Annotated in this window: 15 protein-coding genes; 6 read left to right on the top strand and 9 right to left on the bottom strand. The window is 70.9% G+C overall.

Annotated features, from left to right (window positions below):
• The first annotated feature begins 81 nt into the window (after positions 1-81).
• Complete coding sequence (locus tag ABD893_RS01165; protein ID WP_345075666.1) at positions 82-1,380, top strand: aminotransferase class I/II-fold pyridoxal phosphate-dependent enzyme; 1,299 nt, start codon at positions 82-84, stop codon at positions 1,378-1,380.
• 170 nt (positions 1,381-1,550) lie between these two features.
• Here ABD893_RS01165 and ABD893_RS01170 read toward each other — a convergent pair whose 3' ends face one another.
• From ABD893_RS01170 to ABD893_RS01190, 5 genes are all read right to left on the bottom strand, one after another.
• On the bottom strand, positions 1,551-2,579 hold the full coding sequence (locus ABD893_RS01170; RefSeq protein WP_345075667.1) for a flagellar basal body-associated FliL family protein: 1,029 nt from the start codon (positions 2,577-2,579) through the stop codon (positions 1,551-1,553).
• Between the two features lie 180 nt (positions 2,580-2,759).
• Positions 2,760-3,359, bottom strand: a complete 600-nt coding sequence (locus ABD893_RS01175; protein ID WP_345075668.1) for a hypothetical protein — start codon at positions 3,357-3,359, stop codon at positions 2,760-2,762.
• Positions 3,360-3,536: 177 nt separating this feature from the next.
• On the bottom strand, positions 3,537-5,783 hold the full coding sequence (locus tag ABD893_RS01180) for a 3-hydroxyacyl-CoA dehydrogenase NAD-binding domain-containing protein (RefSeq protein WP_345075669.1): 2,247 nt from the start codon (positions 5,781-5,783) through the stop codon (positions 3,537-3,539).
• Between the two features lie 141 nt (positions 5,784-5,924).
• Positions 5,925-6,608, bottom strand: a complete 684-nt coding sequence (locus tag ABD893_RS01185; RefSeq protein WP_345075670.1) for a hypothetical protein — start codon at positions 6,606-6,608, stop codon at positions 5,925-5,927.
• A 218-nt stretch (positions 6,609-6,826) separates the two neighbouring features.
• Positions 6,827-7,786 carry a hypothetical protein gene (locus ABD893_RS01190; protein WP_345075671.1) on the bottom strand — a complete coding sequence of 320 codons (960 nt, stop codon included), beginning with the start codon at positions 7,784-7,786 and terminating at the stop codon, positions 6,827-6,829.
• A gap of 143 nt (positions 7,787-7,929) precedes the next feature.
• Here ABD893_RS01190 and ABD893_RS01195 point away from each other — a divergent pair, with 143 nt between their 5' ends.
• Both ABD893_RS01195 and ABD893_RS01200 read left to right on the top strand, forming a co-directional pair.
• A complete protein-coding gene (locus ABD893_RS01195; protein WP_345075672.1) occupies positions 7,930-8,298 on the top strand; it encodes an ArsR/SmtB family transcription factor in 369 nt (122 codons plus the stop codon).
• An 8-nt stretch (positions 8,299-8,306) separates the two neighbouring features.
• On the top strand, positions 8,307-8,789 hold the full coding sequence (locus ABD893_RS01200) for an SRPBCC family protein (protein WP_345075673.1): 483 nt from the start codon (positions 8,307-8,309) through the stop codon (positions 8,787-8,789).
• Positions 8,790-8,905: 116 nt separating this feature from the next.
• On the opposite strand, the gene ABD893_RS01205 is transcribed toward ABD893_RS01200, so the two are convergent.
• Positions 8,906-9,061: a hypothetical protein gene (locus ABD893_RS01205; protein WP_345075675.1), complete on the bottom strand. Its 156-nt coding sequence runs from the start codon at positions 9,059-9,061 to the stop codon at positions 8,906-8,908.
• 91 nt (positions 9,062-9,152) lie between these two features.
• Positions 9,153-9,569, bottom strand: a complete 417-nt coding sequence (locus ABD893_RS01210) for a hypothetical protein (RefSeq protein ID WP_345075676.1) — start codon at positions 9,567-9,569, stop codon at positions 9,153-9,155.
• Positions 9,570-9,853: 284 nt separating this feature from the next.
• On the opposite strand from ABD893_RS01210, the gene ABD893_RS01215 reads away from it, so the two are divergent.
• The 3 genes from ABD893_RS01215 (at position 9,854) to ABD893_RS01225 (ending at position 12,277) form a co-directional block, all read left to right on the top strand.
• Positions 9,854-10,630, top strand: a complete 777-nt coding sequence (locus tag ABD893_RS01215; protein WP_345075677.1) for a GNAT family N-acetyltransferase — start codon at positions 9,854-9,856, stop codon at positions 10,628-10,630.
• Positions 10,631-10,745: 115 nt separating this feature from the next.
• Positions 10,746-11,135, top strand: a complete 390-nt coding sequence (locus ABD893_RS01220) for a hypothetical protein (protein ID WP_345075678.1) — start codon at positions 10,746-10,748, stop codon at positions 11,133-11,135.
• Positions 11,136-11,161: 26 nt separating this feature from the next.
• Positions 11,162-12,277: a PLP-dependent cysteine synthase family protein gene (locus tag ABD893_RS01225; protein WP_345075679.1), complete on the top strand. Its 1,116-nt coding sequence runs from the start codon at positions 11,162-11,164 to the stop codon at positions 12,275-12,277.
• A gap of 36 nt (positions 12,278-12,313) precedes the next feature.
• Here the strand turns inward: ABD893_RS01225 and ABD893_RS01230 are convergent, their stop codons facing one another.
• Together ABD893_RS01230 and ABD893_RS01235 are read right to left on the bottom strand one after the other, a co-directional pair.
• The gene (locus ABD893_RS01230) at positions 12,314-13,435 is read right to left on the bottom strand and encodes a hypothetical protein (protein WP_345075682.1); all 1,122 of its coding nucleotides are present in this window, start codon (positions 13,433-13,435) and stop codon (positions 12,314-12,316) included.
• Entirely contained in the window at positions 13,435-14,586 is a 1,152-nt protein-coding gene (locus tag ABD893_RS01235; protein WP_345075683.1) for a hypothetical protein, read from the bottom strand. Before ABD893_RS01235 ends, ABD893_RS01230 begins: the two co-directional genes overlap by 1 nt.
• Positions 14,587-14,735 lie beyond the last annotated feature (149 nt).

The following is a 14,735-nucleotide window of genomic DNA, read 5'->3' on the forward strand; positions in this document are numbered from 1 at the left end:
AGAGTGCCGGCGGCACGCTCTGCGCTCTGCGGCCCGCTCTCCGCCTGCGCCCTGGCGGTGCTCTCTGTCAGACTCGGGGACATGGAGATCTCAGGCCCCTGGACCCGTGCCACCGCCGCTGCCGGCCTGCTGAAGGACGGCGTGGCTCGCCCCACCGTCTTCGCCCGGATGTCTGCGCGTGCCGCGGAGCACCAGGCGCTGAATCTCGGCCAGGGCTTCCCCGACGATGCCCCGCCCTCGGCAGTGGCCGAGGCAGCGGTCGCAGCGATCCGTGAGGGCCGCAACCAGTACCCGCCCGGCGCCGGGGAGGCAGTGCTGCGCGAGGCGATCGCGGAGCACCAGTCCCAGTGGTACGGCGTGAGCTGGGATCCCGCGACCGAGGTCCTGGTGACCACGGGTGCCACCGAGGCGCTCGCCGCGACGATCCTGGCGCTGGTCGAGCCGGGGGATGAGGTGATCACCCTCGAACCCTTCTACGACCAGTACGCGGCGATGATCGCCCTGGCCGGAGGGGTGCACCGCACGGTGCCGGTCACCTCCCGTCCCGCCCCAGATACGCACTCCGGATCCAGCGCAGGCTCCAGCACTGACGCCGGCTCCGGTGCTGACGCCGACTCTGGCGCTGCCACCGGCGATCTGGTCCTCGATGTCGACGAGGACGCGTTGCGCGCAGCGTTCTCGGAGCGCACCCGGCTGGTGCTGGTGAACACGCCCCACAACCCCACCGGGCTGATGCTGTGGGTCGGAGCGCTGCAGGCGATCGTCGACGAGGCGGCGCGGCACGACGCGCTGATCGTCACCGACGAGGTCTACGAGCACCTCACCTTCGGTCCCGCGCACCTGCCGATCGCGACTCTGCCCGGGGCGCAGGACCGCACCATCTCGATCTCCTCGGCCGGCAAGACGTTCTCGGTGACGGGCTGGAAGATCGGCTGGATCACTGCCCGCCCGGAGCTGATCACCGCGATCACCGGGGTGAAGCAATGGCTGACCTATTCCTCCGGGGCACCTTTCCAGCCCGCAGTGGCGATCGGCCTGGCGATGCCGCCGTCGGCCTTCCACGACCTGGCCGCCGACCTGCGGGAGCGCCGGGACCTGCTCACCGACGGGCTGCGCGAGATCGGCTTCCGGGTGAGCGTGCCCGAGGCTGGATACTTCACGGTCGCGGATGCGGGCCCACTCGGTGAGCCCGACGCCGACGCCCTCGCCGAGCGCCTGCCCGCCGAGGCTGGGGTGGTGGCGATCCCGCTGTCCGCCTTCTACCGCGACGGACAGGCCGGTGACGCGAGCGCCTACCTGCGGATGGCCTTCTGCAAGAGCCGCGAGACGATCGAGCGGGCCCTCGAGCAGCTCGACGCCTGGGCCGCGCCGCGCCGCTGAGCCGTCCTCACCCTTCTGCCGCACTGCTGAGCAGCCCTCGCCGCTGAGCAGCCCGCGCTGCTGAGCAGTCCTCACGGCGCTGCCTCGCCGCACGACTTCACGCGATCGGCCCGCCCGACTCACCGGTCCCCCGGGAGCGGACGGGCCGCGGTGCGCACGGCGCGATCACGTCAGCTGACAGCCACCCACACCGGCTCGCTGGAGAAGTTGAACAGGACGTCGACCGAAAGCGCCCCGTCCTTGGCCTGATCCGCCGGGATGATGACACCGACCTCCCAGTTCCCGGTGCCGCCGTCATGGAGCTCCCCGACGTCGAAGGAGCTGTTCGGAGTGATGGACCCGTCGTCCGAGTAGGAGTTCCCTCCGGTGGTGACGTAGTCGATCACCAGCGAGAGGAACGGTTCGGCCGTCTCGTCACCGTGATACGTCATCTCGACGGGGATGAGGATGTAGGTCTCCCCCTCGGCCGGCTCGGTGTTGAACTGGTTGGCGCCCATGACCGCTTCGGTGGCGTCCCAGTTCACCGCGCCGATCTTCACGTCGAGAGTGCCGCCGGAACCGTCCTCCAGCGTGAACATCTGGTCGACGGCATACGGACTGTCCTTGGTGCCCGCGCCCTCACCGGCCGGGGCCTCCGAGGGCTCCTCGCTGGGCTCTTCCGATGGCTCCTCAGAAGGCTCCTCGCTCGGCTCTTCCGAAGGCTCTTCGCTGGGCTCCTCGGATGGCGCCTCGCTCGGATCCTCGCTGGGCTCCTGCGTGGTCGTCTCGCCACCGTCGGTGGGTTCTCCCCCGCCACGGGTGAACAGGAAGATGCCGCCGCCCACCACGATCAGCAGCAGCGCGAGCACCGCACAGCCAGCGCAGATGATGATCGGAAGCTTGTTGGACTTCTTGGGGGCTCCGCCCTGCGGCGCGAAACCCTGCCCGTTGCCGTCTCCGAAGCTCGGGGCGAAGGGGGCGTCCTGCCCGTAGCCGGCGCTCGGGGACGCCTGGCCGAAGCCCTGCCCGGTCCCTTGCTGGTCATAGCCCGGCTGGCCGTAGCCCGGCTGGTCATAGCCCTGCTGGTCGTATCCGGCCTGGTCCTGACCGTAGCTCTGCGGTGGCTGCGCCGGCGAACCGTAGCCGCCCGGCGCGGGCTGCTGGGCATCGGGATCTCCGGACTGGGGCTGGCCCCATCCGTTCTGCGGTGGCTGCGACATGTTCTGCTCCGACGCCGATGACGGCGCCGTCCCCTCTCTGCTGACACGGCCTGCGGTGGCCGAGACCCCCTGGGTCTGTGCGCCACATCGTACGGGGCACTCAGGGTTCGTTCAGGGTCTGCACGGTCGCTATCTGGTCACGATGCCCCTCGTGCAGAGCGGGTGCCCCCCCCTGATGCGTCAGCCGGCGACCACCCAGACCGGATCGCTGGAGGGGTTGGAGAGCGTCCTGGCGCGGATCAGGCCCTCGGCGAGCTGATCCTCCGGCACGATGAGCGCGACCTCCCAGTTCACCGCCTGCCCGCTCTCGACAGAGCCCACGAAGGCGGGACTCTTCGGCGTCAGCGCGAGGTCGTTCGAGGACTCGAACCCCTCGCTGCTGACATAGTCGATGCTCAGCCCCAAGAACGGCTCGAATCCTGCGCCCTCTCTGACGGTCATCTCGACAGGCACCAGGATGTAGGTCTCGCCGGGGCCGGGCGCTGCGTTCCCCTCGGCAACGGCCGGCTCCGTGGGCGACGGACTGGTGGTGGCCGACGACGAGGACTCGTCGGCCGGATCCCCGTCGATCGGGGCGGCGCTGACCCGATGGGTACCCCGCTCCGTGGTCCCGGTGCCGCTGCTCGTGTACAGGAAGACGCCGCCAGCCCCGACGACCAGCAGCACAAGCAGTGCACAGCCGACGCAGGCAAGCTTCCTCGTGCTGCGGCGTCCCTGCAGGATGGCCTCCTGCAGTTCGGCGTCCTGCGGATCCTCGTCATCCTTCGGTTGTTCCGCCATGTCCCCCTCCGGCGCCGGGCGTGACACCGTCCCTTCCGCCCGCAGGACTCCCCTCGGACGAGCCTTCCCCCGGCTCGCGCCAGACATGGTACGCCGGGGCGGGGACCCCCTTCTCGGTGGTCCCCACCCCCACAGATCAGTCCCCGCCCCGGCGAACCAGTCCCCGCCTCTGCGGGATCAGCCGCGGCCGGTGAACAGCTCCCCGTGGAAGGTGCGGCCGGTGGCCCGCTGCGAGGTGCCCGAGGCATCGAGGTACGGAGTGATGCCGCCGCGGTGGCGGGGGAAGCCGGCGCCGAGGATCAGCGCGAGGTCCACCTGCTCGGGTCGCTCGACGACGCCGTTGTCGAGCATCAGGGCGATCTCCTCGGCCAGGCCGTCCTGGACCCTCTCGAGCAACGCGTCACCGACGGGGACGTCCGCCCCCGCATCGGTGTTCACCGCCGTTCCGCGTACCCGTACCGCGGCGAAGACCTCGGCCACGGTCGGGGAGACCGGCGGGTGCACCGCAGTCTTGCTGCGCTCGGTGAAGTGGGCCTTCTGCTCAGCCATCGAGTGCAGGCCCGGGGAGGCGTGGAAGCGATCCCCAAGCTCGTCGGCGAGCACCGTGCCCACATGGTCCGCAACCGCGAGGCCCACCAGGTCCAGCAGCTCGAAGGGTCGCATCGGCATGCCGAGCGCGTCGAGGGAGGCATCGACCTCCGCCGGATCGGCGCCCGCGTCGACGGAGGCGAGGACTGCACCGAGCACCCGGAACAGCAGCCGGTTGACGATGAAGCCGGGGGCATCCGCGCTGCGCACCGCGAACTTCCGCAGCCGTCGCACCACCTCCAGGCCGGTGGCGAGGGTGGTCTCGTCGGTCGCGCCGGTGTGGATCACCTCGACCAGCGGCATCTTGGCGACGGGGTTGAAGAAGTGCAGGCCCACCACCCGTTCGGGGTGGGCGAGGCCCTCGGCCATCTTCGTCACCGAGAGCGAGGAGGTGTTGGTGACCAGCAGTGCGTCGTCCGCCAGCACCGTCTCGAGTTCCGCGAAGACGGACTGCTTGATCTTCAGCACCTCGGGCACCGCCTCGAGCACGAGGTCGCAGCCGGCGAGCGCCTGGAGATCCGTGGTGGAGGAGAGGTTCTGCGAGATCTGGGTGGCGGTCGCCTCATCGAGCAGCCCGCGGGCTGCGGTCTGGGCGACCACCTCGCGAGCGGCGGCGAGCCCCTTCGCCGCGATCTCCGTATCCAGATCCCGCATCACGACGGGGACCTGGAGGCCGAGGGCGAGCTGGGCGGCGATCTGCGAGGCCATCAGCCCGGCGCCGGCCACGCCGACTCGGTGGATCTCGCGTGCGCCGTCGACCGGGGCGCGGCCGGGCTTGCCACGGCGCAGCAGCTCGGCGGTGTACATCGAGGCGGCCGCGCCGTCGCTGCGCACCAGCTCCTCGAGCGCGGCGGCCTCCCGGGCAAGGGCCTCGGGGAGGGTGGAGCCCGGGAGCTGCTGCAGCAGCCCGAGGGCGCGGCCGACGGCAGGGGCACCCTGCCCCTCGAGCCGGGCGGCCCAGGTGCGGCGGGTCTCGGCGCCGCCGTGAGCGGCATCGAGCGCGTCGAGCAGCTCCTCGGCCTCCGGCGTATCGGCGGCAGGCAGCGGCGGGGTGCGGCCTCCCCAGGCGCCGCCTGCTGACGCAGTGCCGTCGGCCGCGACCGCACCAGCGGAGGCGGATTCGGCGAGTGCGGGGTCGACCACGTCGGCGTCGGCCGCATCGAGATCGACGTGCGCGGCGACCAGCGCGGCGAATTCGTCGAGCGCCTCGTCGAGGTCCTCGGCGATCTCGTCGACCAGTCCGATCTCGAGGGCCTGCTCGGCGTTCAGCTGCTTGTCGCGGGCCGGGTCCTCGAGGATCATCCGCACCGCGGTCTCAGCGCCGACGACGGACTGCAGCAGGGTGGTGCCGCCCCATCCGGGCAGGATGCCGAGGCTGGTCTCGGGCAGCCCCAGGCCGCGCACCGCGGGGGCGGCGGTGCGCACATCGGCCATCAGCGCCACCTCCAGGCCGCCGCCGAGGGCGACGCCGTTGAGGTGGGCGAGCACCGGGACAGGGCTGGTGCGCACGCGGACCTGCAGGTCATGGGCGGCGCGGGTCATGCCCTGGACGTTGGATGCTGCGGTCGGATCGGCGAACATCGACAGGTCGGCGCCGGCGAGGAAGACGCGGCCGGTGCCGGTCATGGCGATCGCCTGGATCTCCCCGGCCTCGGCACGGTCCAGGGCGGCGGTGATCGCGCCGGTGACCGCGTCGATCGAGCGGGGGCCGAGGGTGGCGGGGCGACGCTCCTCCCCCTCCGGCGGGGCGAAGGTCAGCACGGCCACCGTGCCCAGGCCCGGGTGTTCGCGGTCCTCCGTCAGGACTCGGGTGACGTGCTCGGTGTAGCTGCTCATCAGTGACCTTTCGCGATCTCTTCGTCGAGGGCAGGCGGCATCCGCAGGATTGTCTGATACTGCGGGTTTCACGTAGATGATGCCTCAGGTCGACGGCAGGTGTCCACCGAGGCCGGCCGTTGCTGCCGCGAGCGCGCCCGCTCAGGGCTCGAGCCCAGTCCGCCCACTCATGACGCGGCCATCCAGGCCCCCTCTTCGGTGTCCTGCAGATCGTCGAAGAGCACGAAATGACCTCCCCCCCTCGATCCCTGCCGGGATCTCGAAGGTGAGCTCCGAGAGGAAGGAACCTCCCGCGGACACGCCGCTCTGCTCAACCACGTCGTCGTAATGCGGGGTGACGACGAAGGTGCGCCCGTACGTGGTGCCGTCCTCGGCGACATAGGCCGTCCCCATCCAAGCCTCCGGATACCCGGAATAGTCGCTCCCACCGTGATAGACGCCTTCCAGCGTGAGCATCACGTACTTGTTCCCCTCCTCCGGCTCCTGCGTCAGTGAGTTGACCGCCAGGATCTCGGCGGTCGCATCCCAGTCCACCGCGGTCGCGGTCGCGTGGACCTCGCCCTCGAGGGTGGTGGAGTAGATCGGAAAGGTGCTCCCGAAAGGCACGGCGTCATCGGGGCCTACAGGTATCTCGTCGAGGGCTGGGGGCGTCGACTCCGCACCATCCCCGCCGCCGTCGGAGTCGCCACCGGCGATCGAGGTCCCGCCACCATCCTGGAAGGCGCGCACCCCGAAGAATCCGCCGACGCCGAGCACCAGTCCGGCGATCACGGAGAGGCATCCGACAGCGAGGTAGAAGGAGTTGCGCGAGGATCGTTCAGGCAACGGCTCGGTAGGAGCGGTGCTCTGCGACAGGTGTGGGGGCGGGTTCTGATGCATAGCTCTGCGCGGCGCGGGAGCAGACAGCTGCTCCGCTGTGCCCCGGTCTCCCCTTTCCGGCTCACGGGCGTGGTCAAGCAGGCCAGGTCGACGCGTTCTCCGCGACCCGAAGTCACGCTAACGCACACCTGCGGGCGAACGAGGTCACGAGCGCCCTGTCCCGGTCATCCGGTCGTGAAGTACACGAGCTCGCCGCTGAACGTCTCCACCCCCAGACGGAAGGTGTCGACCTCCTTCTCGGAGACCAGGAAGGCGCTGCGGAACCGCGCGCTCTCGCCACCGCCGAGCGGGCTGATCGAGGTCATCGGGTCCGGGACCAGCCCCTCGGCGACGTCGGGAAGGTAGGTGCGATCCGATTCACCGGTCAGCCAGAGCTCCTCGGCGGGCGCCAGCTGGCCGGGACCGTCGTAACGCACCTCGTAGGTCACCAGGACCAGACGGTAGCCGTCCTGGACCACGTCCTTGCCGTCGGCGCCCGGGGCGGTCGCGGCGAGGTCCACCTCGAGCGGGGTGACGCTGAGGGTCCCGTCGGTCCAGGCGGTCCAGCTGACAGTGTGCTCACCGAGGGTCGCCGGCCGGTCATACCCGCCGGTCCCGTCGGTCATCTCCCGCCCTGCGGAGTCGGTGACAGTGCCGGGCTCCCGCTCCTGCGGGGTCTGCGATCCCGGCACGCTCGTGCTCTCCTCATCGCTGGCGGGGGTGGCCACGGGCGGAGCGGGCGAGGGATCGCCGAGCCGCTGCAGCCCGCCCACCACGAGGCCCACGACGGCGACCAGCGCGGCCGCCTGCACGATGACGATCGCGACGATCGCCCAGGCCGGGAGCCCGACGCGGCGCAACCCCTCCTCAGGGGGCTCCTGCGGCTCGTAGGTGAAGGAGGGCGCCCCGTAGGGCGCGTCCTCCCGGAAGATGTCGGCCGGCACCGAGTCCTCCGGCACCGAGGCGGAGTCGTCCGCAGCGGTACCGAGCTGTTCGTCGCCGAGGAACGGCAGCGCGGGGCCGACGGCAGGCACTCGGCCCGCCTGGCCGCGCCCGCGATCGGGCAGCGCGAGGGAAGCCGGCTCGGACGGGTCGGAGTGGTCCTCCCAGTCATAGCCGGTGGGAGAATCCCGCCCCTGTGCCATGCCGTCGAGCATAGGCGCGCCGGGGCCCGCGGATCGACCCCTCCCCCGCCTTCGCTCAGCCTGGTCCCGCATGCGATCCCTCCCCACCCCACCCTTCCGCCCCACCCCTTGCATCCACAACCCAATGGTTGTAGGTTTTTTACATGCAGAGGAACGACGACGACCGGGCCGATGCCTGGTTCCACGCACTCTCGGATCGCACCCGGCGGGACATCCTGCGCCGCGTGCTGGAGCGCGAGCAGTCGGTCTCCTCGCTGGCCCGGAACTACCCGATGAGCCTCACGGCGGTGCAGAAGCACGTCGTGGTGCTCGAGCGGGCCGGGCTGATCATCCGGCGCCGTCACGGCAGGGAGACCCTGACCCGCGGCGAGACCGGAGCCCTCCGCTCCGCGTCCGAGCTCCTCACCGAGCTCGAGGGCGGCTGGCGGGACCACATCGCCCGTATCGACGAGCTGCTGGAATCCGACCCCGCGCCCGTCAGCTCTCCCCGGACTTCCGAGCCCACCACGTAGGAGTGACCATGCCTGTCAGCGACATCACCCATGACCTGGAGAACCTCACCCTCACGATCACCGCGCAGTTCGCCGCGCCGGTGGAGCGGATCTGGGAGGTCTATGCGGATCCGCGTCAGCTCGAGAAGGTGTGGGGGCCCGTGGGGTACCCCGCCACCGTGGTGGACCACAGCCTCGCCCCCGGCGGCCGGGTCACCTACTACATGACCGGCCCCGAGGGTGAGCGCTTCTACGGATACTGGACGGTGCTCGAGGTCGACGAACCCCGCTCGTTCAGCTACGAGGACGGGTTCGCCCACGACGACTTCTCCCCGAACACCGACCTGCCGGTCTCCACCTGCGTCAGCACCTTCAGCGCGCAGGACGACGGCACCCGGGCGGTCTACATGACCACCTTCGCCAGCCGCGAGGGGCTGCAGACCGTGCTCGACATGGGCGTGGAGGAGGGGTCTCGCTCGGCGATCGACCAGATCGACGCGCTGGTCGCCTGAGAGCAGGCCCCGCCCCGACACACAGCACCCCCGGTCACCAAGGGTGATCGGGGGTGCTACGCGAGCACTGCCGCGCCACTGCGCGCGCGACTCAGCGCGTGGTGCAGACGCGGGGATCAGACGGCGGCGATCCACTGCCCTTCGACAAGAGCCTCATCCAAGGGAAAAGCGTCGGCGACGACGAAGTGTCCGCCCTCGGGGACATCCGCCGGCGTCATGAACACGAAGTGCAGGGTGCCGGACTGGCCGTCCGCAAGGTTCAGCTTGTCCATGGAGTCCGGGGTGACGACGCCGGCGTCCTCGTAGGGAGTGCCGTCGGCCGCGACGTAATCCAGCGGGACGAACGCGTAGGAGTTGAAGGTGTCAGGTCCGTGGTGAGTGTGCGTTGGCCTCGCCCGCAGGCGCCGCCTCCTCAGTGGCTTCCGGCGACTGCTCCGGCGCGGTGTCCTCCTCCGCCTGCGCCGTGGTCTCCTCCGGCTCTGTGGCCTCCTCAGGCTCGCTGGAGTCCACCTCCGTCGGAGACTCCTCCTGCGAGGACGCGGACTGCTCGTCACCGTCTCCCATCAGCGCACGGACACCGAAGAATCCGACGAGGGAGAGCAGCAGCACCAGCAGCAGCAGGCCGCAGCCCACGGCCGCGAGGACGGGGCCCTTGCTGCGCCCGGACTTCCCGCCGGGCTCACCCTGCTGGGGTATGACGGGACCCCCGCCCGGTGCACCGTCAGGCTGCTGACCGTGGGGGCCGGGCGGGGACTGGGGAGGCTGAGGAGGCTGAGTCATATGCGGACGGCGCGAGACGGCCGTGGTCCTTTCCATCAGAGATGGTTCGCCGCGCAGACGGCGAACGAGATCACGCTATCGGAGCGTGAAGGCCCCGGCACCAGATACCACCGGGCCCGAGGCTCGGCGCCGAGCCGGAAGGGCGACTGCACGCCCATGCCCAGGCACCGCGCACACTGCCCCGGGCCGACGGGAGTAGCGTGTTCGTGTCAACGCGCCGCTCCAGCTCCGCACCGTTCGGCACCACCGTTCCAGCCCCCTTCCCAGCACGAGGACCCTTCACGATGCTCCAGGACCCACCGCCCACCGAGCCGCTGCACATCGATGCTCGCGGGTCGGCAGAAGCGGGCACCGCCGCACCCACCCTGAGCACTCCTGCTGTGGACGCCGGCGTGCTGGACAACCCCGCCTGGTCCTCGCTGACCGGCCGCCACCGTCATCTCGCGGAGGGGAACGAGCATGTGCTGCGCTATCCCGCGGACGTCTCGCCGTTCGTCGGCGTCAAGGACTGGGAGCATCCGGACGTGTGGGAGGCGATCCTCGAACTGTTCGGGCACGGCGCGACCGTCAGCGTCTCCCATGCCGATCCGCTGCTGCCCGCGGGCTGGGCGCCGGTGTTCTCGGTGCCCGGGGTGCAGCTGGTCCAGACCGACCGCCTCGCGCCCCTGCCTGACGAGGAGGCGATCGAGCTGGGCGCGGCGGACAGCGCCGACATGCTCGCCCTGGTCGAGCGCACCCGCCCCGGTCCGTTCGAGCCCCGCACCCATGAACTGGGCCGCTACGTGGGCATCCGACGCGAGGGCCGCCTGATCGCGATGGCCGGCGAGCGCCTGCATCCAGAGGGCTGGACCGAGATCAGCGCCGTCGCCGTCGACGCGGAGCATCGCCGGCAGGGACTCGCCTCCCGCCTCGTGCTCGACGTCGCCTTCAACATCCAGCAGCGGGGTGACCGGGCGCTGCTGCATGCCTCCGCGACCAACACCTCCGCGATCACCGGGTACGAGAAGCTCGGCTTCGCGCTGCGGCGCCGGCTCACCTTCGGAGCCGTCCGCACTCCGTGACAGTGCGCCGTCGGGAACGTACGGTGGTGGGAGCCACGAGGAGGATTTGATGCACCCCGAAGCCCCCGCTACGACGAGCACGCAGACGTCCCCGCCGTCCCACCCGGCTCATCGCGTGTCCTGGAAGACCCACCTGCTCGGTGCCGCGTTCTACACCGCCGGGACCTGCGGGATGCTCGGCGCCGCCGCGCCGCCCCTGAGCAACGTAGGGCTGGGGCTGGGCCTCGGGGCCCTGCTCCTCGCGATCGGCACGATCATCGTCTCCCGTGCCCAGCTCCGGCACCACGGACGCGCCTCCTCCCTCCCCGCCGTCGTCGGCCCTCGTTCACTGCTCAGCGGATGGGTCGCCGGTGGCCCGCTCCTGTTCCACCTGCTGCTCCCGGACACCACACCGGTGAGCGTGTCCGTGCTCCTCTCGCTGCTGCTGGGCACCGTCTTCTACACCGTGTTCCGGCTCGAGGATGCGGAGCGCACCGCACAGGCAGCCTCGAAGCCTGCGGCTTAGCCCCCGTCCCCAGGTACGGTCATCGCATGAACGACACCGCGACATGGCCGCAGCAGCTCGAAGATACGGACCGCAGCGATATCGCCCTGCGGGACTGGGTCGCGGAGCGGATCCGCCGGCTCGAGGCCGACGGACGCCGCAGCGCCGACACCCATCTGGTGAGCGTGGACCTGCCCGCCGACTGGGACATCCAGCTCTACCTCAAGGATGAGTCGACCCACGCTTCGGGCAGTCTGAAGCATCGCCTGGCGCGCTCGCTGTTCCTGTTCGCGCTGGTCAATGGTCAGCTACGGCCGGGGATGCCGGTGATCGAGGCGTCTTCGGGGTCGACGGCGGTGAGCGAGGCGCATGTGGCGCGGATGCTGGGCATCCCCTTCGTCGCGGTCATCCCGCGCGGCACCAGCACCCGCAAGATCGCGCTGATCGAAGCCGCGGGTGGGCAGTGCCATGTGGTGCAGAGCGCGGAGCTGATGAGCCGGGAGGCGCAGCGGCTGGCCGATGAGCAGGGCGGTCTGTTCATGGACCAGTTCACCCATGCCGAGCGGGCCACCGACTGGCGCGGGAACAACTCGATCGCCGTCAGCGCGCTCGAGCAGCTGGAGCTCGAACCGCATCCGGTGCCACGCTGGATCGTCGTCGGCGCCGGCACCGGCGGGACCAGCGCGACCTTCGGGCGGCTGCTGCGCTATCGCAGCCTGCCCACCTCGCTGTGCGTCGCAGACGTGGAGAACTCCGCGTTCTTCGAGGGCTGGGTGCAGCAGGATCCGACAGTCACCACCACACAGGGCTCCCGCATCGAGGGGATCGGCCGGCCGCAGGTCGAGCCGAGCTTCGTGCCCGGAGTGGTGGACCGGATGATCCGGGTTCCCGATGCGGCCTCCGTCGCCGCAGCCCGGTACCTCTCCGAGCACCTGGGCCGACGGGTCGGCGCCTCGACCGGCACGAATCTGGTCGCCGCCGCGCAGCTGATCGGGCAGATGCGCGAGCGGGGCGAGACCGGTTCGGTGCTCACCCTGCTGTGCGACCCCGGGGACCGCTACTCCGACACCTACTTCGACGATGACTGGGTCGCGGCGCAGGGCTGGGAGCTGGGCCCGTGGCAGGAGGCCCTTGCCCAGAGCCTGCCGCTGGGGAGCCGCTGAGCACGCCCGGGGCTTCGACCGTTCCTGAGTGCGCGGCTACTCCCGCGTGAACGAGACCGCGATCTCCTCGGTCCCCAGAGCGGTCCCGTCAACGCCGAGCTCGATGCGGGCGGTTGCGCTCGCGATGTCGGCGGGCACCTCGAACCAGGCCGTTCCCCCGCCGTCGGCCACCTCGAACGCCTGGCCGTGGGGCCCTCGCGGGGTGGTCGCCGACCCGTCGGGCAGCAGCAGGGCCAGCGTGCTGACTCCGGGTCCACTCCCGGGGTACGTGCATACGTGCAGGCTGACCATCAGGGTCTCCGGGGTCGCCCAGAGACCCTCGGGGGTGACCGCGGTGACGTCGCCGGCGACCACGAACCCGGCGAGCAGGGTCCACGGGTCCTCGCTGGTCCTCTGCCACCAGTTGGCGGCCACCTCGAGGCTCGGCCGCGGCGCGTAGACCTGCTCGATGTCGCTGCTGACCCGGCTCCCGTCGAGCAGGCTCAGCCGCTGCGTGATCCCCTCGAGGGAGGTTTCCAGGACGATCCGCTCCGGAGTGATGCCCTCGGGTACCGAGACCAGGATCTGCAGGGACCGGAACCCCTCCACCTCGGGGGCGCTGTGCGCGGGCCGGGCAACCTCCACGTCATCGAGCAGCACCCGTTCGATATAGGTCTCCGGGAGCGCCTCGTGCGGGAGATGGGACGGGGGCCGACGGTCCAGATCGGCCACGAGGAACCGTTCGCCGCGTGCGGGCAGGACCTCCTCGAGTTCATCGTCCACCGGGATGTCGAGTCCTGCCTCCCTGGCCAGGTCCGGTGGCAGGGACTCCACCAGGCTCATGCCGCGGACCCGGTACTGGACTCCCGGGAGCTCGATGAGGCGGTCCTCCTGTGGCGCGAGAAGGGTGGTTGACAGCGGCCCCCCGCCAGCCTCGCTGACCAGGGCGGTCCCGGACGGGAGCCTCGCGGCGCTGCCGCACCCCGCCAGCAGGAGGGCGAGGGCACCTGCCCCTCCGATGCCGAACGCCGCCCGTCGGCCGATCCGGGAGCTGGTCCCACCCGCGCCCGGCGTCGTGCCCGCGGTGCGGGAGGCTGCCGTGCTCGATGCTGCGATGCACCGTGCCGAGAAGCTCAATGCTGCGGGGCTCAGCGCTGCGGGGCTCGAGGCGTTGGCCATCACAGCTCCTGGTCCTCGGTGGGGGTCAGGCCTGCCTCAGCGCCCGCATCCGCTCCGAGGAGCTCGGCGAGGCCCTCGCGGCGCGGGCACAGGGCCAGCCGCAGCTGCACCGTGGCCGACTCGAACCTGACGGGCACCTCGAACCAGACCAGGTGCGAACCGCCGTCGAAGACGCCATCGACGACCTGGTCGGGGGCGACCGCCTCCCTGCCGGACTGCGGGACCACCGTGCCGTCCGACAGGGTCAGCGTGCATCCCTCGGGCCGGGACGGGAGCTGCATCGGATCGGGCCATCGCTCCCCCACCCGCTCCTCCGAAGGGGTGAAGTCCTGACGGTGGTACACCGTGACGCCTGCGAACAGGGTGCCCTCCGAGGGCCATCCCTGCGACGTGGACACCGGCACCAGCACGCCGCGGCCAGCGCTGAGACCGACCGCGTCGGTCGCGCCGTGCTCGTCGACCGCTTCCGCCTCGAACAGCCGCTCGTGCTCGGGAACTCCGGTCTGCACCGAGAGGCCGCGAGGGCGGTCCTGCAGGTAGGCGAGGTCGTCGCGCACGAGGGAGCCGTCGACCAGGCTGAGCTGTCGGATCTTCCCGGCGATCTCGACCTCGAGCACCGCATCCTCCGGGGCGGGATCTGCGGGCACCTGCAGCAGCCAGTCCTCGTGCCGTTCCTCGGGGTCGAGCTCGAGCGCGGGACGGTCTCCCGCGCTGTCCGTGAACCGAATCCGGAGATCAGATCCGACATGGGCTTCAGCGGGCCAGCGCCTGTCCTCCAGGTACTCCTCACGGAAGGTCGCCACCAGGAAGACGGTCCCCTCCGCGGCGGTGAGGCCGTCGTGGGGTGCTGAGACGCCGACGAACAGGTTCTCCAGCTCGTCCTGCGTGAACACGGGGAACAGCGCCGCACGGGTGACCACGTACGAGGAGTCCAGAGTCTCGATCGCGGGCTCGGCACGCAGCGCCGCGAGCTCGATTCGGGAGGCACGGGCCGGCTGCGGGGTCGTACCGAGCTTCGCCCACGGCGCCTCGTCCCCGGACTCGGACGTGCATCCGGCGAGGCCCGCTGCGCCGACCGCCCCGATCATGCCGAGCGCCGCGGACGACATCACGGTGCGCCGCGGCAGAACCTTCTCGGTGACCCGCCCCATCAGCTGCCCCTCGGTGCCGTCGCGGCGGACCCGCTGCCCACCCGTGATCTCGACAGTAGCGACCCACGATGCGGTGGTCGATGGGGACGACTCCCCATCGCCTGTGCGCCCCAGAACATCCTGCCCCTTCTTCTCACTGTGGGAATGAG

The organism is Brachybacterium paraconglomeratum, from assembly GCF_039541415.1.
Lineage (GTDB): Bacteria > Actinomycetota > Actinomycetes > Actinomycetales > Dermabacteraceae > Brachybacterium > Brachybacterium paraconglomeratum_A.

Coding starts and splice junctions, on each gene's coding strand:
- ABD893_RS01165 (WP_345075666.1), top strand. CDS start 82: ATGGAGATCTCAGGCCCCTGGACCCGTGCCACCGCCGCTGCCGGCCTG.
- ABD893_RS01170 (WP_345075667.1), bottom strand. CDS start 2,579: ATGTCGCAGCCACCGCAGAACGGATGGGGCCAGCCCCAGTCCGGAGAT.
- ABD893_RS01175 (WP_345075668.1), bottom strand. CDS start 3,359: ATGGCGGAACAACCGAAGGATGACGAGGATCCGCAGGACGCCGAACTG.
- ABD893_RS01180 (WP_345075669.1), bottom strand. CDS start 5,783: ATGAGCAGCTACACCGAGCACGTCACCCGAGTCCTGACGGAGGACCGC.
- ABD893_RS01190 (WP_345075671.1), bottom strand. CDS start 7,786: ATGGCACAGGGGCGGGATTCTCCCACCGGCTATGACTGGGAGGACCAC.
- ABD893_RS01195 (WP_345075672.1), top strand. CDS start 7,930: ATGCAGAGGAACGACGACGACCGGGCCGATGCCTGGTTCCACGCACTC.
- ABD893_RS01200 (WP_345075673.1), top strand. CDS start 8,307: ATGCCTGTCAGCGACATCACCCATGACCTGGAGAACCTCACCCTCACG.
- ABD893_RS01205 (WP_345075675.1), bottom strand. CDS start 9,061: ATGGACAAGCTGAACCTTGCGGACGGCCAGTCCGGCACCCTGCACTTC.
- ABD893_RS01210 (WP_345075676.1), bottom strand. CDS start 9,569: ATGACTCAGCCTCCTCAGCCTCCCCAGTCCCCGCCCGGCCCCCACGGT.
- ABD893_RS01215 (WP_345075677.1), top strand. CDS start 9,854: ATGCTCCAGGACCCACCGCCCACCGAGCCGCTGCACATCGATGCTCGC.
- ABD893_RS01225 (WP_345075679.1), top strand. CDS start 11,162: ATGAACGACACCGCGACATGGCCGCAGCAGCTCGAAGATACGGACCGC.
- ABD893_RS01230 (WP_345075682.1), bottom strand. CDS start 13,435: ATGGCCAACGCCTCGAGCCCCGCAGCGCTGAGCCCCGCAGCATTGAGC.
- ABD893_RS01235 (WP_345075683.1), bottom strand. CDS start 14,586: ATGGGGCGGGTCACCGAGAAGGTTCTGCCGCGGCGCACCGTGATGTCG.